We start from the raw sequence: 26,132 nt of genomic DNA, 5'->3' as shown, positions 1-26,132 counted from the left end.
CGGACGACAGCCGTCGCGGTGCGAACGCGAGCTTATTGGCGACGCCCGAAGCTCGGCCGCTTCGGATCGTACGTCCACCCCGGCACCAGATACCGCATCGCCATCGCATCGTCGCGCGCCGTGCCGCCGACTTCCCGATACAGCGCGTGTGCGGCCTCCACCTGCGCGATGTCGAGCTCGATCCCGAGCCCCGGCCGTTCCGGCACCGCGACCTGCCCGCCGAGGATCTCGAGCGGCTCGTGCGTGAGCCGCGCGTCGCCTTCCTGCCAGATCCAGTGCGTGTCGATCGCGGTGATCGTGCCCGGCGCGGCCGCCGCCGCATGCGTGAACATCGCGAGCGACACGTCGAAGTGGTTGTTCGAATGCGAGCCCCACGTGAGTCCCCAGTCGCGGCACAGCTGCGCGAGCCGCACCGAGCCCTGCATCGTCCAGAAGTGAGGGTCGGCGAGCGGAATGTCGACGGCCTGCAGCCGCACCGCGTGATCCATCTGCCGCCAGTCGGTCGCGATCATGTTCGTCGCGGTCGGAATGCCGGTCGCGCGCCGGAATTCGGCCATCACCTCGCGGCCCGAGTAGCCGGCTTCGGGCCCGCACGGATCCTCCGCATACGCGAGCAGGTGCCCCTGCCCGCGGCACAGCGCGATCGCTTCGTCGAGCGACCACGCGCCGTTCGGGTCGAGCGTCGCGCGGGCGTCCGGAAAGCGCGCCTTGATCGCCGCGATCGCTTCCATTTCTTCCGCGCCGGCCATCACGCCACCCTTCAGCTTGAAATCGGCGAAGCCGTAGCGTTCGACCGCGGCCTCGGCCTGCCGCGCGATCGCGGCCGGCGTGAGCGCCGCCTCGTTGCGCAGCCGGAACCACGGATCGGCCGCCTGCGTCTCGTCGCGATACGGCAGGTCGGTGCGGCGGCGCTCGCCGATGTAGAACAGATACGCGAGCATCGGCACCGCGTCGCGCTGCTGGCCTTCGCCGAGCAGCGCCGCGACCGGCACGTCGAGATGCTGGCCGAGCAGGTCGAGCAGCGCGGCCTCGATCGCGGTGATCACGTTGTCGAGCCGCAGGTTGATCTCGTGCGGCTGGCGCAGCACGGCCGCCTCGCCGGCCGACGTCACTTCGTGGCGGATCGTGCGTCCGGGCCCGGCGCCCGCGCCGGACAGCGCCGCGCGCACCGCGTTCAGCGTCGCCTGGTAACGCCCGATCGACTGGCCGACGACGAGGCCGGTCATTCGTTCGAGCGCCTGGCGGATGCCTTCGCCGCCGGGCACTTCGCCGACGCCCGTGTGGCCGCTGTCGTCGTCGAGGATCACGAGGTTGCGCGTGAAATACGGCGCGTGCGCGCCGCACAGGTTCAGCAGCATGCTGTCGCGGCCGGCGACGGGGATCACCTGCATGCGCGTGACGCGCGGCGTGCCGGCGCGGCGGGATTCGGACATCGGTTTCGCTCCTGGTTCCGGTGAGGGGCGGGCGGCCGGACGCGCCGGCGCGGCCCGCGCCGTTCAGTTCAGTTCGACGCGGCGAATCTCGCCGACGACGAACAGATAGCAGACCACGGCGACGAGCGCGTGCGCGACGACGTACACCAGCGCGCCGTTGAACGAGCCGCTGCGGTCGACGATATAGCCGATCGCGATCGGCGTCGTGATGCTGGAAAGATTGCCGCACGTGTTGAGCAGCGCGCCGCTGAGCCCGGCGATCTGGCGCGGCGCGGTGTCGGCGTTGACGGCCCAGCCGAGTGCGCCGAGCCCCTTGCCGAAGAACGACAGCGCCATGAACACGACGACGACCACGTGCGAGTCGGTGTAGTTGCAGACGATCATCGACATCGACAGCAGCATGCCGATCACGATCGGCACCTTGCGCGCGACCGACAGCGACCGGCCCCGCTTGAGCAGCGCGTCGGACACGATGCCGCCGAGGATCCCGCCGAGGAAGCCGCACACGGCCGGGACCGACGCGACGAGCCCGGCGTTGAGGATCGACATCCCGCGCGCCTGCACGAGATAGACCGGAAACCACGTGATGAAGAAGTACGTGAGCGCGTTGATGCAGTACTGCGCGACGTACACGCCGACGAGCATCCGGTTCCTCAGCAGCGCCTTCACGTGACGCAGCGACGGGCCGCCGTCGCGCGCGCCCGTCGCCTGATCGATGTTGACGAGCGCGCCGCCTTCGCCGAGGTAGTCGAGTTCCGCACGGTTGATCCGCGGATGCACCTTCGGGTCGTACATCGTCCGGTTCCACACGAGCACGAACGCGAAGCCGAGCACGCCCATCACCGCGAACACTGATTGCCAGCCGAACGCGTGCACGAGCCAGCCCATCAACGGCGCGAACACGACGGTCGCCGCGTACTGCGCGGCGTTGAAGATCGCCGACGCGGTGCCGCGCTCCGCGGCCGGAAACCACGCGGACACGATCCGGCTGTTGGCGGGGAACGACGGCGCCTCGGCCGCGCCGACGAGAAAGCGCAGCGCGAACAGCAGCGCGAACGCGGCCGCCCCGCCGAAGAAGCCGATGCCGCCTTGCAGCAGCGTGAACAGAGACCAGAAGAAGATGCTGAACGCATAGACGATGCGCGACCCGAAGCGGTCGAGCAGCCAGCCGCCCGGCAGTTGCGCGACCACGTACGACCAGCCGAACGCCGAGAAGATGAAGCCCATCTGCACGTGCGTCAGGTGCATCGCACGGGCAAGCGACGGGCCGGCGATCGCGATCGCCGCGCGATCCGCGTAGTTGATCGTCGTGACCGCGAACAGCACGGTCAGCACGAGCCAGCGCACGCGCGTGCGCCGGGCCGTTGCCGACGCGGATGCCGGCAATGCGTGAAGCGGATTCATGACTGTCTCCTCCGAAGGGCGGAAGGTGCCGTCGTGCGGCTGCGCGTCGGTGTGTGCGTCTTCTGTGGTGATGTCGCGGGCCGGAGGCCGGGGCGCCGATGCACGGTGGCGGGGCGCGCGGATCATTCTGTCATGGTGAAACTTGCGTCTTCATGCCAATTGCTGACTTGATCGATTCAGGATTTGAATCGATGGGCGGCGAGCGCCGGCGGATTCGTTCAGGTCCGCGCGTCGTCCGGGCTTGCGCCGTGATGAGCCGCCACGTGTTGCGCGAGAAACGCGACGGCAGCGCGCACGCCGGGCAGCTGGCCGCGCCGGTGCGGCATCAGGAGCGTCGTGGTGACGGTGCCGGCCCGCCAGCCTGGCAGCACGCGCACGAGCGCGCCCGACGCGAGCGCGGCGCCGGCGATCCAGTCGGGCAGGCACGCGATCCCGAGGCCGGCCGTCGCGGCCTGCAGCAGCAGCGTCGATTCGTCGGCCTGGAACCGGATGCGCGGCGCGACTTCGACGGTTTCGCCACCGCGCTGCAGCCGCCACGCCTGCTGGCCCGGATGCAGCCCGTCGTGCTGCGCGAGGTCGGCCGGCGCGTCCGGCGTGCCGGCACGCGCGAGATAGGCCGGCGACGCGACGGCGACGATCGGCGACGCGGCCAGCGGCCGTTGCACGAGCGTGGAATCGGGAAGCGGCGCGAAATGGCTGCGCACCGCGATGTCGAAGCCTTCCTGCGCAATGTCGACGAGCCGGTCGCTCGCATGAATCTGCAGCAGCAGCTTCGGATGCGCGATCGCCAGCGCCGGCAGGCACGGCGCGAGGATGTGCTGCGCCACCGGCACCGAACTCGTGATCCGGACGATGCCGGCCGGTTCGGCAGCCTGACGCAGCACCGCGTCGCGTGCGCTTTCGGCCTCGATCACCGCCGCGCGCGCATGCTCGAAGAACTCGGTGCCGACGGGCGTCAGCCGGAAGCTGCGTGAGGTCCGATGCACGAGCCGCGCGCCGAGCGTGTGCTCGAGCGCGGCCACGCGTTTGCTGACCGTCGATTTCGGCAGGTCGAGCCGGCGCGCGGCCGCCGACATGCTTCCCGCGTCGACCGCCTGCACGAAGAGATAGAGATCATTCAAGTTCACTGTCAGCGTCCACCAGGAGAAACGACGGGTTTCAATTCTAGCGGCTACCGCGCCATCGTTCGCCGTGGGAGCATGGTCGCTCGATCAACTTCAACGAAGCCCCCATGTCCCCGATCCTTCTCTACGGCATTCCGGCCGGCTGCTCGTTCGGCTCGATCGTCGCGCTCGAATGGGCCGGGCAGCCGTACCGGCTGTCACGCATCACGATGCCCGGCCTCGTGACGAGCGACGCGTTCGTCGTGCTGAATCCGGCCGCCGAGACGCCCGCGTTCGTGACCGCGAACGGCGACGTGCTGACCGAAAGCATCGCGATCCTCGGTCATATCGGCGCGCATGCGCGCGACAGCGGCCTCGCGTTCCGGCAGGGCAGCGCGGATTTCGACCAGCTGAACCGGATGCTCGCGTGGCTGAACACGACGTTCTTCAGTGCGTTCGGCGCGCTCTGGCACGTGTACGAGCACGGCGCCGAAGGCGCGGAGAAGGATGCGCTGCAGGCATACGGCCGCGGCAAGGTGCTCAAAGCGCATCGCCATCTCGAAGCGCTGCTCGCGCGCGGCGGCGGCCCGTGGCTGCTCGGCGCGCGGCGCACGCTCGCCGATGCGTATTTCGCGGGAATCGCGCGATGGGCCGACTATCACGCAGTGTTCGAGCGCGATGCGTTTCCGCGTATCGCCGCGCTACGCGCGCGGCTCGCGGACGACACTGGCGTGCAGTTCGCGCATGCGATCGAGGAAGACCTGCCGCTGCCGGCATCGCGGGTGTTCGAAGGGCAAGTGTCGCTCGACGAAGCGCTCGCCAGCGCACGCGTGACGGCGCTTCAGGCCTGAACCGGCGCGGACCACCGAGCGACCGGGCGGCGCGGCCGTCGGCAAAGGGCATCGAATCGGCGAATTTTATCCGGGTGATATTGACAATCAATTTATACCCGGATAAAAATAGCGCCATTCCGATTTCAGCCCATGGGCGGCCACGATGACGCTTTCCACCTTGCTTCCTTCCTATACGGCGTTCGACGGCCATCGGCGCGTCGCATCGGGCGCGCTCGCGACGGTGGCGGTCGCGATCCGGCGCGCGTACGGCGACACGATGTCCGGCTCGATCGTGATCTTCGACGACGCGACCGGCCGCGCGATCGATCTCGACCTGCGCGGCACCGCCGACGACATCCGCGCGCGTTACGCGCCCGCGCCGGCCGATCGGGCCACGCCGGCCGGTGATGCGGCGAGTGCCGGCGAACAGCGCGGCCGCGGCCGTCCGAAGCTCGGTGTCGTGTCGCGCGAGGTCACGCTGCTGCCGCGTCACTGGGACTGGCTCGCCGCGCAGCCGGGCGGCGCGTCGGTCGCGCTGCGCAAGCTCGTCGAGGACGCGCGGCGCACGCACGCGGCGGCCGACCGGCACCGCGACGCGCAAACACGTGCGTACCACTTCATGTCGGCGATCGCGGGCGATCTGCCGAATTTCGAGGAAGCGGCGCGTGCGCTGTATGCGGACGACCTCGCGCGGATGGCCGAGCTGATCGCCGGCTGGCCCGACGACGTGCGCGGTCATGCGCTGGCGCTCGCGCGCGGCGATCTGCCGCCGTCGGCCGACGAACGGTGAACGCTGATCGTTGAGCGCCGTGCGCGCGGCGCCCGCGCCCGTCACTGCGCACGCAGCGCGTCGACGATGTTCAGCCGCGCGGCGCGCATCGCCGGCAGGAACCCGCCGACGAGCCCCATCACGAGCGAGAACAGCAGCGTCTTCACGACGATCGCGGGCGTCAGCACGAAGCGGAACGACAGATCGGCGAAGGTCTGGAAGTTGGTGGTCGAGAACGACGCGAACTCCATCAGCGACGCGCACGCGAGCCCCATCACGCCGCCGACGAAGCCGAGCAGCAGCGCTTCGAGCAGGAACGCGGCGAGCACGTTCAGGCGCTTGAAGCCGAGCGCGCGCAGCGTGCCGATCTCGGCCGTGCGGTTCGCGACCGACGCGTACATCGTGATCATCGCGCCGATCATCGCGGCGATCGAGAAGATCGTCGACAGCGTGATGCCGAGGATGTTGATGAAGGTCGACAGCGCCTTCGACTGGTCGCCGTAGAACGTCTGCTCGCGCTTGGCCTCGTCGGTCAGGCGCGGGTCGACGTCGATGTCGGCCTTGAAGCGCGCGAAGCCGTCCGCGCTCGGGATGCGCAGCACCATCGACGAATAGCTGGTGCGCCGGAACGACTGCATCAGCTGATCGACGTCGCCCCAGATCTCCGAATCGAAGCCGCTGCCGCCCGCGTCGAACACACCGACCACCGTCCAGTCGCGCTGCGCGAAATGCAGCCGGTCGCCGAGCTGCGTGCCGCTGAAGCCTTTCGCGATCGCGCTGCCGACGACGATCTCCGACGAACCGGGCGCGAATGCGCGGCCGGCCACGAGCTTCACGCGGGGACGCAGCGCGAGGCCGGCCGGCGACACGCCGCGGATCACGACGTTCGACGGCTTGCCGCTCGACGTCTTCACGAGCGAGATCAGCACGACGGCTTCCTTCGACACCAGCGGCCGGCCGTCGGGCCCGAGCGCGACGGCCGGGTGCATCTCGAGCGCGTTCGCCTGCTGGTGGTCGATCGCGCTCTGGATTTCCGTTTCCGCACCCTTGCGGATCACCACCGCGTTGTCCGCTTCGCCGGTCGACACGAGCGTCTGCGTGAGCCCGGCGTCGAGCATCTGCACCGTCGCGAACACGAAGATCACGAGCGCCATTCCGCCCGCGGTGAGCGCGGTCGTGAGCCGCCGGGTCCACAGGTTGCGCGCGATGTAGGTGAGCGGAATCGCCATGCGCCTATCCGATCGCCCGCAGGCCTTCGACCACGCGCACGCGCGCCGCCTGCCACGCGGGCACGAGCGCGGCCGCGATGCCGACCGCCACCGAGCACACGGTCTGCAGCGCCATCGTCGCGGTCGACACCTTGAATACCGGGAAGATGCCGCCCGCGGCCTGCTTGAAGAGGCTCGCGGCCGGCGGCGTCGCGAGCATGCCGAGCGCGCCGCCGGCCACCGCGATCACGAGCGATTCGCCGAACACGATCAGCGCGATGAAGCCGTGGCCGAAGCCGAGCGCCTTCAGCGTCGCGTATTCGGCGGTGCGCTCGCGCGCGCTCATCGCCATCGCGTTGGCCATCACGGCCATGATGATCAGGATCACCACGTACGACACGACGCGGATCGCCGCGATGATCTGGTTCGACATCGCGACGAAGCCGAGCTGGAACGCCTGCTCGGTCTCGGTCAGCGTTTCGGCGAGCGAGTTCTTGAAGACGGCGTCGACGTTGCGCGCGATCGCGGCGCCGTCGTCCGGGTTCGCGACGCCGAGCACGAACACGCCGACCTGATCGGCCTGCTTCGGCGTGCGCTTGCGCACCGTCTCGTTCAGGTAGTCCCAGTGGAACACGAGCTGGCGCGTGATCGTCGAGTCGTCGCGGCCGTCGAGGATGCCGCGCACGACGAAATCCCACGTGCCCGGATAGATCGTGCCCTTCAGCGGGATCACGTCGCCGACCTTGAACCCGAACTGCGTCGCGAGCTGGCGCCCGACGAGGCAGCCGCGCCGGTCGCGGTCGTAGTCGGCGCGCTGCTGCGCCGGCAGGAGGAATTCCGGATACAGGTCGAGGTAGTTCTCCGACACCGCGAAGCTCGCGAAGAAGTTCTTCGGATCGCGGTACACGCCGCCGAACCAGTTCGAGCGCACCACCGCCGTCACGCCGTCGACGCCGCGGATCCGGTTCTCGTAGCTGACCGGCAGCGGGAACACGAGCGAGATCGCGTTGCGCGTGACGAGCCGGCCGCTCGACGCGGCCGCCGCGCCCGCGTACCACGCGTCGACCACCGTATGCAGCAGGCCGAACGCGAGCACGGCGATCGTCAGCCCGAGCACGGTCAGCAGCGTGCGCAGCCGGTGCCGCAGCGCGTTGCGCGCAATCAGCTTCAGCACGAACATCGCGCGCGCTCGCGTCGGTCAGGCCGCGTGCCCATCGATCAGCTCCCCTTTCTCCAGATGCACGAGCGCGCGCGCGGCGCCGGCCGCGTGCGCGTCGTGCGTCACCATGATGATCGTCTTGCCGAGTTCGGCGTTCATCCGCTGCAGCATCGCGAGCACGTCGGTGGCCGACGCGCGGTCGAGGTCGCCGGTCGGCTCGTCGGCGACGATCAGCGCTGGATCGGTGATCAGCGCGCGCGCGATCGCGACGCGCTGCTGCTGCCCGCCCGACAGCTCGGACGGATAGTGGCTCGTGCGATCGCCGAGATTCACCATGTCGAGCACCAGCTCGACGCGCTCGCGCCGCTCGCGGCGCGACAGGTTCGTGAGCATCAGCGGCAGCTCGACGTTCTCGAACGCGGTCAGCACCGGCATCAGGTTGTAGAACTGGAAGATGAAGCCGACGTTCGCCGCGCGCCATTCGGCCAGTTGCGCTTCGTCGAGCTGCGAGATGTCGAGGCCGCCCACGCGCAGCTCGCCGCTGTCGGCCCGGTCGATGCCGGCGACCAGATTGAGCAGCGTGCTCTTGCCGGAGCCGGACGGCCCCATCAACGCGACGAAGTCGCCTTCGGCGATGTCGAGCGTAATGTCGGTCAGCACCGGCACGACCTGGTTGCCGCGCCGGTACGACTTCGCGACGTGGCTGATCTCGACGAGCGGCGGCAGGGCGTCGTTCACGCGCGCCACGCTACTTCTTCGCGACGGTCACTTTCGCGCCGTCCTTCAGCTTCGGGCCCGGCGCGAGCACCACCGTGTCGCCCGGCTTCACGCCGCCGATCGCGACGAGCTCGCCGATCCGCGCGCCTTTCGTCACCGCGGTTGCGTGCACGGTGTCGTCCTTCACGACGAACACGACCGGCCGGCCGTCGCGCTCGACCACGGCGCTCGCCTGCACGGCCGTCACCGGCTTTCGGTCCTGCGGCGACGCCGGTTTCGACAGGAACGCGATCTTCGCGCTCATGTCGGGCAGCACGCGCTCGTCGCGATCGACGAAGCGCACCTTCACGAGCACGGTCGCCTTCGAGCGGTCGACCGTCGGGACGATGCGCGACACGCGGCCCGCGAAGCGCAGGTCCGGCAGTGCGTCGAGCTGGATCTCGCACGGCTGCTCCGCGTGGATCTTCGCGATGTTCGATTCGGCGACGTCGGCCTCGACCTCGAGCGTGTCCATGTCGGCGATCGTCACGACCGCGCCCTTGCTGTCCGACGCGGACGAGAACGGCGTGATGTTGTCGCCGACGTTCGCGTGCTTCGCGAGCACGATCCCGTCGAACGGCGCGCGGATCACCGTCTGGTCGACAGCGACCTGCGCGGCCTGCGCGTTCGCTTCCGCCGATACGATCGCGGCCTGGTCGCTGTTGACCGTCGCGCGCGCCTTGTTCACGCGCGCCGTGTCGATGTCGAGCTGCGCGGCAGGCACCGCGCCTTTCGGCGCGAGCGCGGCGGTGCGGCGCAGCGCGATCTCCGCGTCCCGCAGTTCGGCCTGCGCGACGCCGAGGTTCGCGCGCGAGACCTGCACCTGCGCGCGCGCCTGCGCGAGCGACGCCTGCACGTCGCGGCTTTCGAGCCGCGCGATGATCTCGTCCTGCTTCACGCGCGTGCCTTCGAGTACGCCGAGCCATTCGACGCGCCCCTGGCCCTTCGATGCGACCGCGGCCTTGCGCTGCGGCACGACGTAGCCGGTCGCGTTCAGCTGCGTGTCGTTCTGGTACGGGTAGGCGGACGTGACGGACGTCGTATCGACCGTCGGCCGGCCGGTGAGCGCGAGCGCGGCGCCGATCGCGGCGATGACGAGCGCGGCGGCGGCCGCGTAGCGGCCCCACCGCCGCCGGCGCGGCGCGGGCGCCGCCGGACGCCGGTCGATTTTCAGTTTGTCCAGATTGTGATCGGGCAATTTGGGCGCCTCGCGTCGACGGCCGTCGTGTGACCGGCCGCGATCCGGCTGGATCGGAAGGAGGCCAGTATAGCGTCGCCGCGGCGGGCGCGAGAGGCGGTTTGTCGGACGATTGACACGCGCGCCGGATGCCCGTCGCGCGGGCTTGAAAGCGGGGTCTCCGTGGAAACCCGAAGGATGCGCGGAACGTGTCAACTCGGCGCGCGGGCGGTGCGTTATGGAGCGAGTGCGTCAGTCATGGATCGAGGCGGAACGGTGCGAACCGGCCCGTCCGGCGGCGGCCGGCAACCCGGCGCGACTGGCGTTCCGATGCGGATGCCTCGCATCTTTTACCGGTACGTTTGACTTTTTCTCCGCTAAAGGAAGAACAATGAAGAAGACGCTCGCTTCGATCATGACCGCAGCATTCGCTCTCGCATCGGTTTCGGCATTCGCACAGGCGTCGGCGCCGGCAGCCGACGCGTCGGCTGCTGCATCGGCACCGGCCAAGAAGGATCACAGCAAGCCGAAGCACGCGCTGAAGCACCACGGCTCGAAGAAGGGCCAGGCGAAGGCTGCGGCTGCATCGGCGGCTGGCACGAACGACGCAGGCACGCAGAACTAAGCACGCTGCACCGGGGCCGGCACCGCCGGCCGCCCGTCGCGAAACCCCGCACGCCCCGGCCTGCGGGGTTTTGTTTTTTCCGGCGTCGGCTGGGCCGCTGTGTCGGTCGAGCCCGCCGAGCCCGTCGGTCCCGCACCGGGGGCGGCGCGCGCCTCGCGTCGCTCCGGCCCGAGGATTTTTTTCAGGCGTCGGCCGGGTCGGCGGGCGGCGCCGGGGCCGTTGGGCCTGTGCTGCGCGGCGGCGCGCGCATCGCGTCGACCACCGCACGCATCCGTTGCCAGTGCGACCCTTCCCAGAACACGCGCCGGCACACGTCGCACGCGGCAAAACGCCGATGCCGCTCGCGCACGCCGGGCGGCACGCGCGGTGCGGCGTCGGCGGCAGCGAGCGCGTGCAGCGGCGCGTTGCAGCGCAGGCATAGCCGGAACGGCCGCATGTGCGGCGCGAGATCGAGCCGCGTGAACAGCTCGCGCAATTGCGCATCCGGCTGCTGCGCGTGAAGGTAGCAGCCGCGCATGACCGCGCGGCGCTTGAGCAGTTCGCGGTCGCGAGTCAGCACGATCCGGCCTTCGCGCGCGGCGAGCGCGACGAGCGCGTCGTCGCGGTAATGGTTGTCGTAGCAGGTGTCGAAGCCGGCGAGGCGCAGCAGCTGCGCGAGACCGCCGAGGTGCGCGTCGGCGACGAAGCGCCAGCGCTCCGGCTGCGGCGGCACCGGGCCGGCCGCCGGCTCCGGCTGAGCGCGTTCCGGCCGGACGTCGACACGGTCGCCGTCGGCGAGCGGCCGATCGAGCGCGGCCGGCGCGCCGTTCACGCAAAGCCGGCCGATTTCCGTATGCGGGACGCCGAGCGCCTCGATCGCATGCTTGAGCGTCGCGTCGCGTGCAAACGCGTGCACGAATGCGCCACCGCGCTGCGCGGGCGCAAGAAACGCGTTCAGCTCGTCGTGGAAGCGGAAAATCGCGGTCGCCATCCGCGCAGTATCGCACCGCGCACGGCCGGCCGCCGGGCTGCAGGCCGCGTCCATCTGTGTTTAACTCCCCGCTTCACGAGTCGAAGGAGCGGGCAATGGATCTCGGATTTATCGGGCTGGGCGAAATGGGGCAGGCGATCGCGACGAACCTGCTGAAGGCGGGGCACACCGTGCGGGTATGGAACCGGTCGCGCGAGCGTGCCGAGCCGCTCGCGGCGCTCGGCGCACAGATCGTCGCGTCGCCGGCCGACGCGTTTCGCGGCGACGCCGTGTTCTCGATGCTCGCCGACGATGCGGCCGCGCGCGCGGTATTCGACGACGCGCTGCTCGCGCAGGCGCCGCGCGGGCTGATCCACGTGAACATGGCGACGGTGTCGGTCGCGCTCGCCGAATCGCTCGCGCATGCGCATGCGTCGCGCGGCGTCGACTACGTGGCCGCGCCGGTGATGGGCCGCCCGGACGTCGCGGCCGCCGCGCGTCTGACGATCATGGCCGCCGGCCCGGCCGAGGCGATCGACCGCGTGCAGCCGCTGTTCGACGCGATCGGCCAGAAGACCTGGCGCCTCGGCTCGCTGCCGCAGCACGCGAACGTCGCGAAGATCGCCGCGAACTTCACGCTCGCGTCGGCGATCGAGACGCTCGGCGAGGCGTCCGCGCTGCTCGGCGCGCACGGCGTCGCGATGCGCGACTTCCTCGACGTGATCACGAACAGCGTGTTTCCGGGGCCCGTCTACGCCGGCTACGGCGGGATGATCGCCGAGCGCAATTACGAACCCGCGCGCTTCAAGGCGCGCCTCGGGCTCAAGGACGTCCGGCTCGCGCTGGAGGCCGGCGACGCGGCGTCGGTGCCGCTGCCGGTCGCGAGCGTCGTGCGCGACAGCCTGCTCGACGCGCTCGCGCACGGCGGCGGTGAGCAGGACTTCGCGGTGCTCGGCGAAGTCGCGCTGCGCCGCGCGGGCCGCTGAGCCGGCGCGCGACAGAAGCGCCGCGCGCGCGGCATAATCGACGTTTCGTTTCTCTTTCGGCTGAGGCGCTCATGAATCTGCATACGTGGTGGCTTTTCGTGGCGACGGTATTCGTCGTGTCGGCGATTCCCGGCCCGAACATGCTGCTCGTGATGACGCACGGCGCGCGGCATGGGCTGCGCCGCTCGTCGGCGACGATGGCCGGCTGCCTGAGCGCGCTGGTGCTGATGCTCGCGGTGTCCGCGGCAGGGCTGGGCGCGGTGCTCGAGGCCTGGCCGGCGATGTTCAACACGTTGCGCTTCGCGGGCGCCGCGTACCTGATCTATCTCGGCGTGAAGGCGTGGCGCGCCCGCGTCGACGACGCGCCGGCCGCCGACGTCGATGCGGTGTCGCATGGCGTATCGGCATCGCGCTGGACGCTGTTCCGCAACGGTTTCCTGGTGGCCGGCAGCAACCCGAAGGCGATCCTGTTCGCGGCCGCGCTGCTGCCGCAGTTCATCAACGCGGCGGAGCCGACGCTGCCGCAGTTCGGCGTCCTCGTCGTCACGTTCGCGGCGATCGAGGTCAGCTGGTATCTCGTCTACGCGTCGTTCGGCACGCGCATCGGCGCGACGTTGAAGAGCCAGAGCGTCGCGAGGCTCTTCAACCGGCTGACGGGCGGCCTCTTCGTCGGTTTCGGCGCGATGATGGCACTGGTCCGTCACTGATTCCCGAGCCGCCGCGGCCTGCCGGACGCCCCGTGCCTCGTCAGAGGGCGGGGCGTTTTCACGTCCGGCTGCGGTCGCGCTCCGATCACTCGCGCGCGGCCCGTTAGCGGGCGAGGCGTTTTTCAGATCGCGCCACGATACGCCCCGACGATGCCCCGAGACGTTCCGAAGACACCCCGAAGACACCCCGGCGACGCCGCAATCACCGGCGCGCCCACGCGGTCGCACCGGTCCGCCGCCCAGCCGCCACGCCGAACGCGGCGGCTGCCCCCGCGAACGCGAAGCCCACGCCGCACACGGCGCTCCAGCCGCCCCACGCCCACGCGCTGCCAGCAAGCGCCGCGCCGAGCGCGCCGCCGACGAAGAACACCCCGACGAATAACCCGTTCAGCCGCCCGCGCGCGGCGGGGTTCAGCAGATTGATCTCGCGGCGGCCGATCGTCTGGTCGACGATCACGCCCGCATCGAGCGACGCCGCGCCGCCGGCCAGCAACGCCAGCGCGGCGCCGCGGTGCGCATGCGCATCGAAACCGAACCAGCCGGCGCCCGCGATGCCGAGCACCGTGAGTGCGGCGAGCATCGTCACGTGCGCGATGCGCTGCGCGAGCGGGCCGTCACCACGATCGCCGGCGCGGCCGGCCAGCGGCGTGACGATCGCACCGCTCGCGCCGGCAAACGCGAACAGTGCGATCCCGTGCAGGTCGAGGCCGAACGGCGGCTGCGCGAGCCGCAGCCCGACGGCGGTCCAGAACGCGCTGAACGCGGCCATCGCGAGCGCGGCAGACACGGCATGGCGGCGCAGCACCGGCTCGTCAGCCAGCAGCCGGCCCATCGACGCGAGCAGCGCGCGATAGCCGGCCGTCGCCGCCGGCACGCGCGGCGGCAGGCGCAGCGCGAGCACCGCCGCGATCGCCGCGTTCGCGATGGCGGCCAGCGCATAGAACGCGCGCCAGCCGGCGGTGCCCGCGATCAGGCTTGCGAGCGGCCGCGACAGCAGGATGCCGAGCATCAGCCCGCTCATCACGTTGCCGACCGCGCGGCCACGCTGCGCTTCGGGCGCCATCGACGCGGCCATCGGCACCAGCATCTGGATCACGCTCGACGCGGCGCCGGCCGCCAGCGTCGCGACGAGGAACACGGCGCCGGACCGCGTGAACGCCGGCAGTGCGAGCGCGGCCGCGCACGCGACCTGCGTCGCGACGATCAGCCGGCGGTTCTCGAGCAGGTCGACGAGCGGCACCAGCAGCACGAGGCCGGCCGCGTAACCGAGCTGCGGCAGCATCGCGACGAGGCCCGTGAGGCCGGACGGCAGATGCAGGTCGGCGGTGATCGGGCCTGTCAGCGGCTGCGCGGCGAACAGGTCCATCACGATCACGCCGACGGTCGCGGCGAAGAAGAGCGTCATGCCCGCGCTCAGCGCGGGCGCTGCGCCGCGCGCGGTCCGGCCGGCGGCAGGGCGGGAATCGGCAGAATGGGCAGAATCGGCAGGGCAGTTCATCGGGAAACCCGGCAGGTTGATCGCAGGAATCCCCATCGTAGGCCCCCGATGTTTATGCGACAATTGAAATATGTCTAACAAGATTATGCGAGTTTGATTTGAATACGCGTGATCTCCAGGCGTTCGTCGCGGTGGTCGACAGCGGGTCGATGGTGGCCGCGGCCGCGAAGCTGCATCTGACGCAGCCGGGCCTCACCCGGCGCGTGCAGAACCTCGAAACGCTGCTCGGCATGCCGCTGCTCGATCGGCAGAGCAAGCCGCTGAAGCCGACCGCGGCCGGGCGCGACGTCTACGGGCTCGCGCGCAACGTGCTCGGTGCGGTCGACGAATTGATGGCGGCCGGCGCGCCCGACAGCGAGCCGTCCGGCGAGCTGCGCATCGGCGTGCCGCCGTTCCTGTCGGAGCTGGCGCTCGAGCGGCCGATCGACCGGCTGCGCGACGCGTTTCCGCGGCTCACGCTGCGCGTGACGGCCGGCTGGTCGCCGGCGCTCGTGCAGGCGATCGAGCGCGGCACGCTGGACGTCGCGACGGTGATGGTGCCGGCGAGCGCGGCGCTGCCCGACACGCTGACGGCGACGCTGCTCGGCACGCAGCCGACGGTGCTCGTCGCGGCGCGCGACTTCCCGCTGCCGGACGGCCCGCTGTCGCTCGACGTGCTGTCGGGTTTCCCGTGGGTGCTGAGCCAGGACGGCTGCGGGATGCGTTCGGCGCTGAGCCGTGCGCTCGGCGCGGCCGGGCTGCCGTTCGACGTCGCGGTCGAGGCGTTCGGCTCCGAGCTGCAACTGTCGCTCGTCGCGCGCGGCGCCGGCATCGGCATCGCGCCGCCGAACGCGCTGGCGCGCAGCGCCCATCGCGATGCGCTGCGGGTGGTGGAAACGGCGGGGCTGGAAACGCGAATCAACGTGTGGATCGTGCACGGTTCGCTGCCGGGCCGCCTGACGCGGCCGGTCGCGCTGCTGCGCGACGCGCTTGGCGAGGTGCTGGAGCGTGAGACCTTCAAGGGGTCGAATGACGACTAGCAATCTAGAGCATGCAGTCGAGGGAAAATCCTTATTTTCTCTACGGAAATGTTGCAATGCAGAAATCGATTCGCTATAGTTACACCTGTCTCCTCCATGTCTCCTCTGATATGGATTCAGCCCGCCTCTTAGGCGGGCTTTTTTTTGCCCGCGTTTTTGGCGCGGGTTGTCCATTCGTCCTTCGTCCGGCTTCGTCTTCGTTCGTCCGCGTCAGAACTTGTAGGTCATCCCGACGTAGCTGATGATCGGGTCCGCCTTCAGGTCCGATTTCGATTCGGACAGCACCGTGCCGTCGGCTGCCTTGATCGTCACCGTCGACGTCGTCTTCAACGGGATGTAGGTCACCGACGCGACCAGCCCGAAATGCTCGGTCATGTTGTATTGCAGGCCTGCGTTGAACACCGGCTGCCACGACGACGACGCCTTCGCCTCCACCGATGTCGTACCCGGCTTGCCCGCGCCCGCCGCGAGAATCGCGCCGAGGTTGTCCTGCGTCTGCTTGATGAAGTTCGTGTTGAGCTGCAGGTCGCTGAACCAGTTGTACGACACGCCGAGACCGAGGAACGGCCGGAACTTCGCGTTCGCTGCCCCGAAGTAGTACTGCAGGATCGCCGCCGGGCTCCATTGCCGCACGCTCTTCACGATCGGGTTCACCGACGCGAGCCCGATGTTCTGCGTGCCGAGCGCGCCGGCCGGGCCCGGCGGCCTGATCGTGCCCTGGCCGGACACCTTGAACACCGGCGGCACGCCGGCCACCGACGTCACCGCGATGTGGTCGGTCAGGAAGTGGCTGACCGTCAGGCCGACCGTGTCCGCGCCGCTCGTATGCAGCCCGGTGCCCGGCGACGTGAACGACGGCGGCAGCCGCAGCGGCGTGTTGATCGGCGTCGGCGCGACGTTGGTCGTCATCGGCGTGCTGCTCTGCTGCGGCATGATATGGAACCAGCCGAGCGTGACGACGTTGCTGCCGGCGCTCTGCGCGTGCGCCGCGAGCGGCGCCAGGGCGGCGGCTCCGGCCGCCGCGCAGAGAAGAGTCTTCTTCATCACGGCTTGCCTCCGCTTACTGGACGAACGCGCCGATCGTGAAATACGGCGTCGATCCCGCGTTGTCGAGGAAACCGAACACGCCGCCCGTGAAGATGAACTTGCCGGTCGGCGACGTGCTGCCCGAACCCGTGTGGATCGTCGTGACCGTGCCCGGCACCTTCTGCGTGTAGTCGAGATCGAGCGCGGTCGCGAGCGACGCCTGCGACGGCTGGAACGGATCGAGCAGCGTGGCCTGCTTGTCGATCAGCGCGGTGGTCCGGTAGTCGAACTGGCTGTCGACGCCGATGTATTCGCCGTTCTGCGAGCCTGCCGCGATCGCGGTCTGCGGCGCGAGGATCGAGATGCTCGATTCGTCGTCGGCGGTCAGGCCCGGCACGCCGTTGCTGTCGGGCGTCGGGTTCGGGTTCGCGACGCCCGTGCGCACGAGGATCGGCACCAGCTGGTTGCGCAGCTTGCCGACGATCATGAAGCCCTTGCCCTGCGGCGTCGCCGACAGCGTCGGCTTCAGCTGGCTCGCGTAGTTGTTCGACTGGAACGCGCCGCTGCCGTCGGCCGACTGCACGAAGTTCGTGCCCTGCTGCACGCACGCACCGCCCGCGAACTGGCCGGTCGTGTCGCACTTCGTCCACGTGCCGTCCGCGTTGATCGTCACCTTCGCGTCGATCGACGCCGGCGCAAACTTCTGCGACGGCACTTCGCCGAAGCCGATGTGGCTGTACGTGCCCGCGACCTTCGTGATGTCGGTCTCGATCGACGAGAAGCCGATGAACGGGTAGTACGGGAATTTCGTGTCGGGCACCGCCGCCTGGCCGAGCACGCCGTCGAACTGGATCTCCTTGCCGGGAATCGTGCCGCCCGCGACGCCGAAGCCGACGAAGATCCGCGCCGGCCGCGACGCGTCGAGGCTCGCGCCGTTCAGCCGGAACGCGCACTGGTTCAGCTTGTTGGTCGGCAGCAGCGTTTCCTGCGTAAGCGTGCCGCTGTCGACGGTGCCCGCGCGGGTCGGCGTGACGGTGCCGGTCTTTTGCGGCACCGCCGATTCGATATAGGTGACCTGCCAGGTCATCTTCGTCGTGTCGAGCTGGACCTTCGCGAGTTCGCCGCTGCCGGCGCCGCCGGTGAACACGGTGTTGTAGTCGAGCGATGCCGGGCACAGCCGCTCTTCGACGAGCGGCGGCGGATTGTCGCCGCCGCCGCCGCATGCGGAAAGAAGGGGGGCGGCAAAGGCCGCCGCCAGAACGAGGTTGCGCTTCATGTTGCTCCTCCAGTTTTGTCTTGTCCGGCGGCCAGCTCCCTGTCGGCCGCTTCTGTTGCTTGTGCTCGTGCTGCCCGTGCCGTGCCGGGCGCCGTCGTTTCGTGCGTTCCGTGCATTGCGCGGCGGCGGCGCTCAGCCGCCGCCGCGTCCCCGATCGCTACTTGCTGATTTGCGCGCCCACGCCGAAGTACGGCGACGACGACGTGCTCGAGTTCGCCGACGTCGGCGTGACGCCGCCGTTCACCGTGCCCTGGATCAGCGCCGCGTAGAGGCCGCCCGTCGCGATCACGACGCCCGATGCGGCCGAGCCGCTCTTCGGAATCGTCGTCGTGTTCAGCAGGCCCGGCGTCGTCTGGCCGTAGTCGAGCGTGAAGCCGTCTTCCTCGGCCTGCGTGGTCGGGTTGATGAACGACGCGTTGCCGCCGCGGATCAGTGCGGCCGTGTACTTGAAGTTCGAATCCGCGCCCGCGTAGCCGCCGTCGATCGCGCCGGACTGGATCGCGGTCGCGTTGGCGAGCACTGCGATGCCCGATTCGTCGTCGACCTTCGCGTCCGCATGTAGCGGCGCCGTGCCGAGATTCACGTCGCCCGTGCGCACGATCACCGGCACCGTCGCGCCGTTGAGCTGACCGATCACCATGTGCGCGGTCGCCGACTTGCCGGTCGCGCCGATCAGCGGCAGCGACGTTTGCGGCAGGATCTGCGGCGCCTGCGTGCTGTTGAGGTAGCCGCCGCTGGCGTTCGCCGTCCACGGATTGCCCGTCGTCTGGCAACTCCCGGAGCTCGACGTGCACGCGCCGTTGGCGTCGAACGTCTCGCTCGAGTTGATGCCCTTCGTCGCGTAGTTGCCCGACGGCACGAGGTGGTAGATCAGCGCGTTGTAGGTGCCGGGCAGCTTCGACAGATCGGTCGTCGTGCTCGCGAAGCCGAGGAACGGATAGAAGTCGAAGTGGCGGTTCGGCACCTGGCCGACGTTCTGGATCACACCTGGAATGATCGTCAGCCCGTCGAACTGAACCGTCGCACCGGGAATCCCGCCGCCCGCGACGCCCATGCCGACCAGCAGCATCGGCGGGTTCGCCTGGTTGAAGTCGGCGGCCGTCGAATAGGTCGAGCCGTTCGGCGCCGTGCCCGAGCCCGGCGTGAGGACAAACGCGCACCGCGTCTGTTCCGCGGTCGGCAGCGTGCCCGTCGGCGGATGAACGACCTTGCCGGTGATCGTGGTGCCGGCGCGGCTCGGCGTGACCGTGCCGGTCGCGAGCGGGATCGGCGACTCGAGCCACTTCAGCGTGTACGTCATCGCGACCGCGTCGATGTTGACGCTGACGATCTCGCCGCTACCGGCACCGCCGAGGTACGTGCTCTTCACGATGTCGGCGTCGGCCGGACACAGCGCACCGTTGATGGGCTGCGACGGCGGCGGCCCTTGCGTGCCGCAACTCGATCCGGAACATTGAGGGCTGTTGATCGGCGCGAGCGATCCACCGGAATCCCCTCCACCACAGGCAACCAGGAAAGGGGCGATGGCAAAGGCCGTTGCCACCCCCTTCGATAAGGCGTGCGACATGCCGCTGTCTCCAATCGTTTAATTGTGCGAGCTAATGTCGCCGCGCGGATTTTTGCTGTCAATTGATGAACTCGTCTAAAAAAGACGATTGAAACAAAAGGCGCGTCATACAGCCTTGCAGGATCGGGCTTTCAGTAAGAATTAAAACGAGTAGAGGGCGCTAGAGTCCCGCTTGAGCAGGGTCCCCGCGACGCCGGGGCGAGCTGCCGAGCCTTCCCGCGTATAGCGGCACTGTTTAAAGCGGCGGTATCCGGTTTATCCCTATGCGGGATCGACTGGAGAAAAGAAGGCGAAATTAATTTGCCGGTAATCGCGCAACGGAAAGCTTGTAAATAATTGTAAATACGTAAACCGGATTTAATCTATTGCCTCGCACGGGCAAATAAAAAGCCGGCCAGCGGCCGGCTTTGCATCGGATGCAAGCGGGATCAGCGCTTGAGGCCGGTATCCTCGGCGGCGCCGATGTTGAGGTTCATGCACTGGATCGCCGCGCCCGACGCACCCTTGCCGAGGTTGTCGAGCCGCGCGACCGTGACGAAGCGCTCTTCGTTGCCGAACACGAACAGGTCGACGCGATTCGTGTCGTTGTTCGCCTGCACGTCGAAGAAGCCGCTGTCGAGATTCTCGTCCGCGTTGAACGGCGCGACGCGCACGAACGGTTCGTCCGCGTAGTACTCGGCGAACACGCGCTGCACGTCCTGCGGCGTCGCGCGCTTCGCGAGCTGTTCCGGCGAAAAGTACGTCGTCACCGCGAGACCCTTCAGGAACGGCCCGACGATCGGCGTGAAGATCGGCGCGTGCGCGAGGCCCGTGTGCGCGGCCATTTCGGGCAGGTGCTTGTGCGCGAGCGCGAGCGCGTACGGCCGCGGGCTCGCGAGCTTGCCGCCCGGCGCCGCGTTTTCGTATTCGGCGATCATCGACTTGCCGCCGCCGCTGTAGCCGGTGATCGAGTAGCTGTGCGCGGCGAAGGTCGGTGCGACGATGCCCGCATCGACGAGCGGGCGCATCGCGAGCACGAATGCCGACGCGTGGCAGCCCGGCACCGCGATGCGCTTCGACGTGCGAATCTTTTCGCGCTGCGCGCGCGTCAGTTCCGGCAGCCCGTACGCCCAGTCGGCGTTCGTGCGGAACGCGGTGCTCGCATCGATCAGCGTCGTGCCCGGGTTCTCGACCAGCGATGCGGATTCGCGCGACGCGACGTCCGGCAGGCACAGGAACGTGACGTCCGACGCATTGATCAGCCGGCGGCGCTCGTCGACGTCCTTGCGCTTCGCTTCCTCGATGCGCAGGATCTCGATGTCGTTGCGCGCCGACAGGTATTCGAAGATCTTGAGGCCGGTCGTGCCTTCCTGGCCGTCGACAAAAACTTTGGTGCTCATTTCGTTCTCGCTGAATGAAACGGGAGCCGCGGCGCCCTGAAACCGCCATTTTAAGACGTCATCCGGCCGGCCTGCACCGCATGGGCCGAAAAAAGACGGCGCGCCGGCCGTCTCGTGTCCCTTTGGCGCGCCCACGCCGCGCAGCAGCCTGCGGCGGCGCGGGCGGGCCGCGTGGCGCGCGAACGCGTTCAGCGGCCGCCGGCCACCCAACGCGCGGTCGCTTCGGCGACGCGCCGGCCGAACGCCTTCGCGGTCTCGAGGTCGCCGGGCAGCGGGCCCTCGTCGGGCGTCGCGTCCGCCGGCGACTGCGCGAGCAGGCCCGTGAAGCCGCCGACGTAGTTGATGTCGTTGCGCGTGGCCGCCTTCGAGTTGGCCGGCATCATGCCCGTGCCGACCCACACCATCCCATGCTGCATCGCCAGCGTGACGAAATATTGAATCGTCGAGAACTTGTCGCCGTTCATCGTCGCGGAGTTCGTGAAGCCCGCGGCGATCTTGTCCTTCCATTTCTGCGTGAACCACGGTTTCGACGTGGCATCGGCGAACTGCTTGAACTGCGCGGACGGGCCGCCCATGTAGGTCGGCGCGCCGAAGACGATCGCGTCCGCCGCGTCGAGCGCGGCCCATCCCGCGTCGTCGAGTTCGCCGACGGCGATCAGGCGTGCGGTGGCGCCGGCATCCTGCGCGCCTGCGTGGACGGCGTCGGCCAGTTTCTGCGTGTGACCGTAGCCGCTGTGATACACGATGACGATGTTCGACATGAAACGTTCTCCGGAAAAGGGGGCGACACGGCGGACGCCGCCGCCTGCCGCGTCACGCGCCGCCCGCGGGCGGCGCGACGGATGCGCGGCGGGATGCCGCGACCGGTGCTGCCGAGTCTAGCAAGCCGAAATGACGGGGGAAAAGCACGCGGGCCGCGTACTGAAATTCGCGGGCGCGAGCAATCGCGACATGGACGCTCGCGCGGCGGTGCGCAATCGCTTATTGCCCGTAAGTGACGGTAAGTTGCGCGGTGCCGATCGTCAGCGTGCCGATCTCGTGCTCGAACATCGGCGCGGGGCGCCCCTGCGCGACGCGCAGGTCCGTGCCCTTCAGCGCGTAGACGGTGATCACATAGCGGTGCGGCTTGCCGGGCGGCGGGCACGGGCCGCCGTAGCCGTCGATCCCGAAGTCGTTGCGCGCTTCGGTCGCGCCGATGCGGCGCAGGAAGCCCGACGCGCTCGCGTCGGCGGGCAGGCTCGTGACGGTGGCCGGGATGCCGGCGACGGCCCAGTGCCACCAGCCGTGGCCGGGCGCGTCGGGATCGAAGATCGTGATCGCGTACGCACGCGTGCCGGCCGGCGGATTGCGCCAGCTGAGCTGCGGCGAACGGTTTTCGCCCTTGCAGTCGCCGCGGTCGAACACGTTCGCTGTGCGCACGCGGCCGCCGGGCGTGAGTTCGGTGCTCGACAGGATGAACGGACCGTCCGCGCGTGCTGGCAGCGAAGCGAGCGCGGCGCATGCGGCGGCGCAGAGAAGGACGGCGACGAACGGAGACGGACGACCCGGAGACGCAGGCGAAGTGATCCGGCGATCCACACGCATATGGCGCTTCTCCCGTCACGTGGGCCGGGCCGAGGCTCCCGGCATTGTTGGCGTTGTACGTTGCCCGCGCAGCTGATGGCGGCGATGGATCAAGTCTAGCATTAGGGTTCGATGAGGACGCATGCCGCGGCCCGCGATTCGGCCCGACCGTGATCCCGATCGACCGACGAAAAAAAACCGCTCGCGGTCACGCGAGCGGTTTTTGAGCCACTTTCAGGCCGGGGGCCGGCCTGCAAGCCGGCGCGGCCTCATTCCTTCGGCGCCGTTGCGCCGCCGTGCGCGGCCGACCATTCGGCCGGCGCGTGCAGGAATTTCTCGACTTCGTCGAGCGTCTTCGTCTCGAAGTAGCCCGATGCCTTCGCGACCCGCAGCACGTCCCACCAGGTCGCGAGCGCGTGCAGGTCGACGTCGATGTCCTTCAGGACCGACACGCTTTCCTTGAAGATGTTGTAGTGGAACAGCACGAAGCAGTGGTTCACCGTCGCGCCCGCAGTGCGCAGCGCGTTGACGAAGTTGATCTTGCTGCGGCTGTCGGTCGTCAGGTCTTCCACCAGCAGCACGCGCGAGCCTTCTTCCAGATGACCCTCGATCTGCGCGTTGCGGCCGAAACCCTTCGGCTTCTTGCGCACGTACTGCATCGGCACCATCATGCGATCCGCGAGCCAGGCCGCGAACGGAATGCCGGCCGTCTCGCCGCCCGCCACCGAATCGATCTGCTCGAAGCCGACGTCGCGCATGATCGTCGTTTCCGCCATTTCCATCAGTGCACGACGCACGCGCGGATACGAGATCAGCTTGCGGCAGTCGATGTAGACGGGGCTTGCCCAGCCGGACGTGAAAATGAACGGTTTTTCGGCATTGAAGTGCACCGCCTGCACTTCGAGCAGAATTTTGGCGGTCGTATCCGAGATCGACTGACGATCGTAGCCTGTCATGGGCATTCCTTGGGTGATGAGCGAAGAGCGGGCGCGGGCCCGGTGGCGCAGCAAGGGGAACCTGCCCGAAGGGCCGGGGTGCGATCGGCGGGCCGATCGCATCGCTGCGCGCGTAGCCGGCTATTTTACCCGATTCAGGCCAGTTTTCGGCGGAATTCGCGCAGATTCGGCACGCGGCTCGCCACCCGCGAAACAACTGGGGCGATCGTCCGATGCTGATCCGCGGCATGCGGCGTTGCACCAACGGAGGTCATTTAGGGGGTGTACACTAGGCGACCCTTAGAAATCGTTCAGTACTTTGTACTTTCCTCTTGCCACCCGCCAAGGTTCGATGGCGTGCCGACCCGGCGCGTCGCGCGCCGTCTCGCAGTCGACCACCCCCTCGATTCAGGCAGACGCGGCCCAAGGTGCTGTGTACTGAACCGTCAAAATTCCGCATGTCTCTCGCAGGTCAATCATGGACGAACAACTGAAGCAGGCCGCACTCGCTTATCACCTGAACCCGAAGCCCGGCAAGATTTCGGTCACGCCGACCAAGCCGCTGTCGAACCAGCTGGATCTGTCGCTCGCGTATTCGCCGGGCGTTGCCGCGGCGTGCGAGGCGATCCACGCCGATCCGCTCGACGCGCAGAAGTACACGTCGCGCGGCAACCTCGTCGGCGTCGTGACGAACGGCACCGCCGTGCTCGGTCTCGGCAACATCGGCCCGCTGGCCGCGAAGCCGGTGATGGAAGGCAAGGGTTGCCTGTTCAAGAAGTTCGCGGGCATCGACGTGTTCGACATCGAACTGTCCGAGTCCGACCCCGACAAGCTCGTCGACGCGATCGCGATGCTCGAGCCGACGCTCGGCGGCATCAACCTCGAGGACATCAAGGCGCCCGAGTGCTTCTACATCGAGCAGAAGCTGCGCGAGCGCATGAAGATTCCCGTCTTCCACGACGACCAGCACGGCACCGCGATCATCGCGTCGGCCGCGATCCTGAACGGCCTGAAGGTCGTCGGCAAGAAGCTCGCCGACGTGAAGCTCGTGTGCTCCGGCGCGGGCGCGGCCGCGATCGCGTGTCTGGACCTGCTGGTGAACCTCGGTCTCACGAAGTCGAACATCCTCGTCGCCGATTCGAAGGGCGTGATCTACGAAGGCCGCGGCAACCTCGATCCGTCGAAGCAGCGCTATGCGGCGACCACGGATGCGCGCACGCTTGCCGACGCGATCGTCGGCGCGGACGTGTTCCTCGGCTGCTCGAGCGCGGGCGTGCTGAAGCAGGACATGGTCAAGACGATGGGCGACCGCCCGCTGATCCTGGCGCTCGCGAACCCGGAACCGGAAATCCGCCCGGAAGACGCGAAGGCCGTGCGCCCGGACGCGATCGTCGCGACCGGCCGTTCGGACTACCCGAACCAGGTCAACAACGTGCTGTGCTTCCCGTTCATCTTCCGCGGCGCGCTCGACGTCGGCGCGACGACGATCACGGAAGAAATGAAGCTCGCGTGCGTGCGCGCGATCGCCGAGCTCGCCGAGGAAACCGACCAGAGCGAGGAAGTCGCGAAGGCGTATGAAGGCCATTCGCTCGAGTTCGGGCCGGACTACCTGATTCCGAAGCCGTTCGATCCGCGCCTGATCATCAAGATCGCGCCGGCCGTCGCGCAAGCCGCGATGGACTCGGGCGTCGCGACGCGCCCGATCCAGGACATGGACGCCTACCGCGAGCAGCTCGGCGCGACCGTCTACCGCACCGGCATGGTGATGCGTCCGGTGTTCGCGACCGCGAAGAAGAAGGAAGCGCGCATCGTGTTCGCCGAAGGTGAAGACGAGCGCGTGCTGCGTGCCGCGCAGTTCGTGCTGCTGGAGAAGATCGCGAAGCCGATCATCATCGGCCGTCCGTCGGTCGTCGAGATGCGCCTCGCGAAGATCGGCTCGAAGCTGAAGGCCGGCGTCGATTTCGAGATCGTGAATCCGGAAGACGACACGCGCTACCACCGCTACTGGCAGGCGTACCACGAGATCGGCGCGCGCGACGGCGTCACGCCGGAAGTCGCGAAGGCCGCGCTGCGCAAGTTCAATACGCTGATCGGCGCGATGCTCGTGCACCTGGGCGATGCGGACGGGATGATCTGCGGGATGATCGACACGTACCACACGCACCTGAAGTTCATCGAGCAGGTGCTGGGCCGTGCGCAGGGTGCCGAGCATTACGCGGCGATGAACCTGCTGATGCTGCCGGGCCGCAACCTGTTCCTGTGCGACACGTACGTGAACGAGCTGCCGAGCGCCGAACAGCTCGCCGACATGACGATCCAGGCCGCCGCCGAGATCGAGCGCTTCGGCATCACGCCGAAGGCTGCGCTGCTGTCGAACTCGAACTTCGGCAGCGCGCCGTCGGCGTCGTCGCGCCGGATGGCCGAAGCCCGCAAGCTGATCAGCGAGCGTGCACCGAACCTCGAAGTCGACGGCGAAATGCACGGCGACGCGGCGCTGTCCGAAGCGGTCCGCAAGGCCGCGTTCCCGGGCACGACGCTGTCGGGCGAAGCGAACCTGCTGATCATGCCGAACGTCGAAGCGGCGAACATCGCGTACAACCTGCTGAAGATGGTCGGCGGTGAAGGCGTGACGGTCGGCCCGTTCCTGCTCGGCGCGGCGAAGCCGGTCCACATCCTGACGCCGGCCGCGACCGTGCGCCGGATCATCAACATGACGGCCGTTGCTGCCGCGAACGCGAACACGAAGTAAGTTCGCGCGCT

General features: G+C 68.7%; 23 protein-coding genes. 7 read left to right on the top strand and 16 right to left on the bottom strand.

The annotated features are described in order from the left end of the window. Positions 1-32: 32 nt before the first annotated feature. The 3 genes from BSE24067_RS21005 to BSE24067_RS20995 all read right to left on the bottom strand — a co-directional run bounded on the left by BSE24067_RS21005 (position 33) and on the right by BSE24067_RS20995 (position 3,970). Positions 33-1,433, bottom strand: a complete 1,401-nt coding sequence (locus BSE24067_RS21005) for an enolase C-terminal domain-like protein (protein ID WP_151066521.1) — start codon at positions 1,431-1,433, stop codon at positions 33-35. Between the two features lie 63 nt (positions 1,434-1,496). Next, the gene (locus BSE24067_RS21000; protein WP_151066523.1) at positions 1,497-2,837 is read right to left on the bottom strand and encodes an MFS transporter; all 1,341 of its coding nucleotides are present in this window, start codon (positions 2,835-2,837) and stop codon (positions 1,497-1,499) included. A gap of 218 nt (positions 2,838-3,055) precedes the next feature. After that, the gene (locus BSE24067_RS20995; RefSeq protein ID WP_208455067.1) at positions 3,056-3,970 is read right to left on the bottom strand and encodes a LysR substrate-binding domain-containing protein; all 915 of its coding nucleotides are present in this window, start codon (positions 3,968-3,970) and stop codon (positions 3,056-3,058) included. Between the two features lie 98 nt (positions 3,971-4,068). On the opposite strand from BSE24067_RS20995, the gene BSE24067_RS20990 reads away from it, so the two are divergent. Then, a complete protein-coding gene (locus BSE24067_RS20990) occupies positions 4,069-4,791 on the top strand; it encodes a glutathione S-transferase family protein (RefSeq protein ID WP_151066527.1) in 723 nt (240 codons plus the stop codon). A gap of 145 nt (positions 4,792-4,936) precedes the next feature. Further along, a complete protein-coding gene (locus BSE24067_RS20985; protein ID WP_151066528.1) occupies positions 4,937-5,563 on the top strand; it encodes a DUF2239 family protein in 627 nt (208 codons plus the stop codon). A gap of 41 nt (positions 5,564-5,604) precedes the next feature. Here the strand turns inward: BSE24067_RS20985 and BSE24067_RS20980 are convergent, their stop codons facing one another. From BSE24067_RS20980 to BSE24067_RS20965, 4 genes are read right to left on the bottom strand one after another with little or no spacing between them, the layout of a single operon-like run. Then, positions 5,605-6,771 carry an ABC transporter permease gene (locus BSE24067_RS20980; protein WP_151066530.1) on the bottom strand — a complete coding sequence of 389 codons (1,167 nt, stop codon included), beginning with the start codon at positions 6,769-6,771 and terminating at the stop codon, positions 5,605-5,607. Between the two features lie 4 nt (positions 6,772-6,775). Next, positions 6,776-7,930 (bottom strand): ABC transporter permease, encoded by a 1,155-nt coding sequence (locus BSE24067_RS20975; protein WP_151066531.1) that lies wholly within the window; start codon positions 7,928-7,930, stop codon positions 6,776-6,778. Between the two features lie 18 nt (positions 7,931-7,948). Further along, entirely contained in the window at positions 7,949-8,647 is a 699-nt protein-coding gene (locus tag BSE24067_RS20970) for an ABC transporter ATP-binding protein (RefSeq protein WP_151066532.1), read from the bottom strand. A gap of 10 nt (positions 8,648-8,657) precedes the next feature. After that, positions 8,658-9,863, bottom strand: a complete 1,206-nt coding sequence (locus tag BSE24067_RS20965) for an efflux RND transporter periplasmic adaptor subunit (protein ID WP_174904839.1) — start codon at positions 9,861-9,863, stop codon at positions 8,658-8,660. Between the two features lie 370 nt (positions 9,864-10,233). Between BSE24067_RS20965 and BSE24067_RS20960 the strand changes: the two genes are divergently transcribed. Then, complete coding sequence (locus BSE24067_RS20960) at positions 10,234-10,467, top strand: hypothetical protein (protein WP_151066631.1); 234 nt, start codon at positions 10,234-10,236, stop codon at positions 10,465-10,467. 181 nt (positions 10,468-10,648) lie between these two features. Here BSE24067_RS20960 and BSE24067_RS20955 read toward each other — a convergent pair whose 3' ends face one another. Continuing rightward, the gene (locus BSE24067_RS20955; RefSeq protein ID WP_151066629.1) at positions 10,649-11,437 is read right to left on the bottom strand and encodes a Mut7-C RNAse domain-containing protein; all 789 of its coding nucleotides are present in this window, start codon (positions 11,435-11,437) and stop codon (positions 10,649-10,651) included. Positions 11,438-11,532: 95 nt separating this feature from the next. Between BSE24067_RS20955 and BSE24067_RS20950 the strand changes: the two genes are divergently transcribed. Both BSE24067_RS20950 and BSE24067_RS20945 read left to right on the top strand, forming a co-directional pair. Then, positions 11,533-12,402: an NAD(P)-dependent oxidoreductase gene (locus tag BSE24067_RS20950; protein WP_151066627.1), complete on the top strand. Its 870-nt coding sequence runs from the start codon at positions 11,533-11,535 to the stop codon at positions 12,400-12,402. Between the two features lie 71 nt (positions 12,403-12,473). Further along, positions 12,474-13,109, top strand: a complete 636-nt coding sequence (locus BSE24067_RS20945; protein WP_151066626.1) for a LysE family translocator — start codon at positions 12,474-12,476, stop codon at positions 13,107-13,109. Positions 13,110-13,311: 202 nt separating this feature from the next. On the opposite strand, the gene BSE24067_RS20940 is transcribed toward BSE24067_RS20945, so the two are convergent. Beyond that, a complete protein-coding gene (locus BSE24067_RS20940; RefSeq protein ID WP_151066633.1) occupies positions 13,312-14,607 on the bottom strand; it encodes an MFS transporter in 1,296 nt (431 codons plus the stop codon). 98 nt (positions 14,608-14,705) lie between these two features. Between BSE24067_RS20940 and BSE24067_RS20935 the strand changes: the two genes are divergently transcribed. Continuing rightward, on the top strand, positions 14,706-15,626 hold the full coding sequence (locus BSE24067_RS20935) for a LysR family transcriptional regulator (protein WP_151066624.1): 921 nt from the start codon (positions 14,706-14,708) through the stop codon (positions 15,624-15,626). A gap of 210 nt (positions 15,627-15,836) precedes the next feature. Here the strand turns inward: BSE24067_RS20935 and BSE24067_RS20930 are convergent, their stop codons facing one another. From BSE24067_RS20930 to BSE24067_RS20900, 7 genes are all read right to left on the bottom strand, one after another. Beyond that, positions 15,837-16,670, bottom strand: a complete 834-nt coding sequence (locus BSE24067_RS20930) for an OmpW/AlkL family protein (RefSeq protein WP_151066622.1) — start codon at positions 16,668-16,670, stop codon at positions 15,837-15,839. Between the two features lie 16 nt (positions 16,671-16,686). Further along, the gene (locus tag BSE24067_RS20925; RefSeq protein WP_151066620.1) at positions 16,687-17,928 is read right to left on the bottom strand and encodes a DUF2957 domain-containing protein; all 1,242 of its coding nucleotides are present in this window, start codon (positions 17,926-17,928) and stop codon (positions 16,687-16,689) included. 157 nt (positions 17,929-18,085) lie between these two features. Continuing rightward, positions 18,086-19,495, bottom strand: coding sequence for a DUF2957 domain-containing protein (locus BSE24067_RS20920; RefSeq protein ID WP_151066618.1), 1,410 nt, complete (start codon positions 19,493-19,495; stop codon positions 18,086-18,088). Between the two features lie 428 nt (positions 19,496-19,923). Continuing rightward, positions 19,924-20,874: an N-acetyl-gamma-glutamyl-phosphate reductase gene (gene argC / locus BSE24067_RS20915; RefSeq protein ID WP_151066616.1), complete on the bottom strand. Its 951-nt coding sequence runs from the start codon at positions 20,872-20,874 to the stop codon at positions 19,924-19,926. Between the two features lie 188 nt (positions 20,875-21,062). After that, a complete protein-coding gene (locus BSE24067_RS20910; RefSeq protein ID WP_151066614.1) occupies positions 21,063-21,635 on the bottom strand; it encodes a flavodoxin family protein in 573 nt (190 codons plus the stop codon). 220 nt (positions 21,636-21,855) lie between these two features. Next, positions 21,856-22,458, bottom strand: a complete 603-nt coding sequence (locus BSE24067_RS20905; RefSeq protein ID WP_151066613.1) for a YbhB/YbcL family Raf kinase inhibitor-like protein — start codon at positions 22,456-22,458, stop codon at positions 21,856-21,858. A gap of 248 nt (positions 22,459-22,706) precedes the next feature. Further along, positions 22,707-23,393 (bottom strand): orotate phosphoribosyltransferase, encoded by a 687-nt coding sequence (locus tag BSE24067_RS20900; RefSeq protein WP_006752465.1) that lies wholly within the window; start codon positions 23,391-23,393, stop codon positions 22,707-22,709. Positions 23,394-23,850: 457 nt separating this feature from the next. On the opposite strand from BSE24067_RS20900, the gene BSE24067_RS20895 reads away from it, so the two are divergent. Further along, on the top strand, positions 23,851-26,121 hold the full coding sequence (locus BSE24067_RS20895) for an NADP-dependent malic enzyme (RefSeq protein WP_151066611.1): 2,271 nt from the start codon (positions 23,851-23,853) through the stop codon (positions 26,119-26,121). The last annotated feature ends 11 nt before the right edge of the window (positions 26,122-26,132 follow it).

Source organism: Burkholderia latens, assembly GCF_902499045.1.
In the GTDB taxonomy this organism is placed as follows: domain Bacteria; phylum Pseudomonadota; class Gammaproteobacteria; order Burkholderiales; family Burkholderiaceae; genus Burkholderia; species Burkholderia latens.
This window is presented reverse-complemented; position numbering and strand designations above follow the sequence as displayed.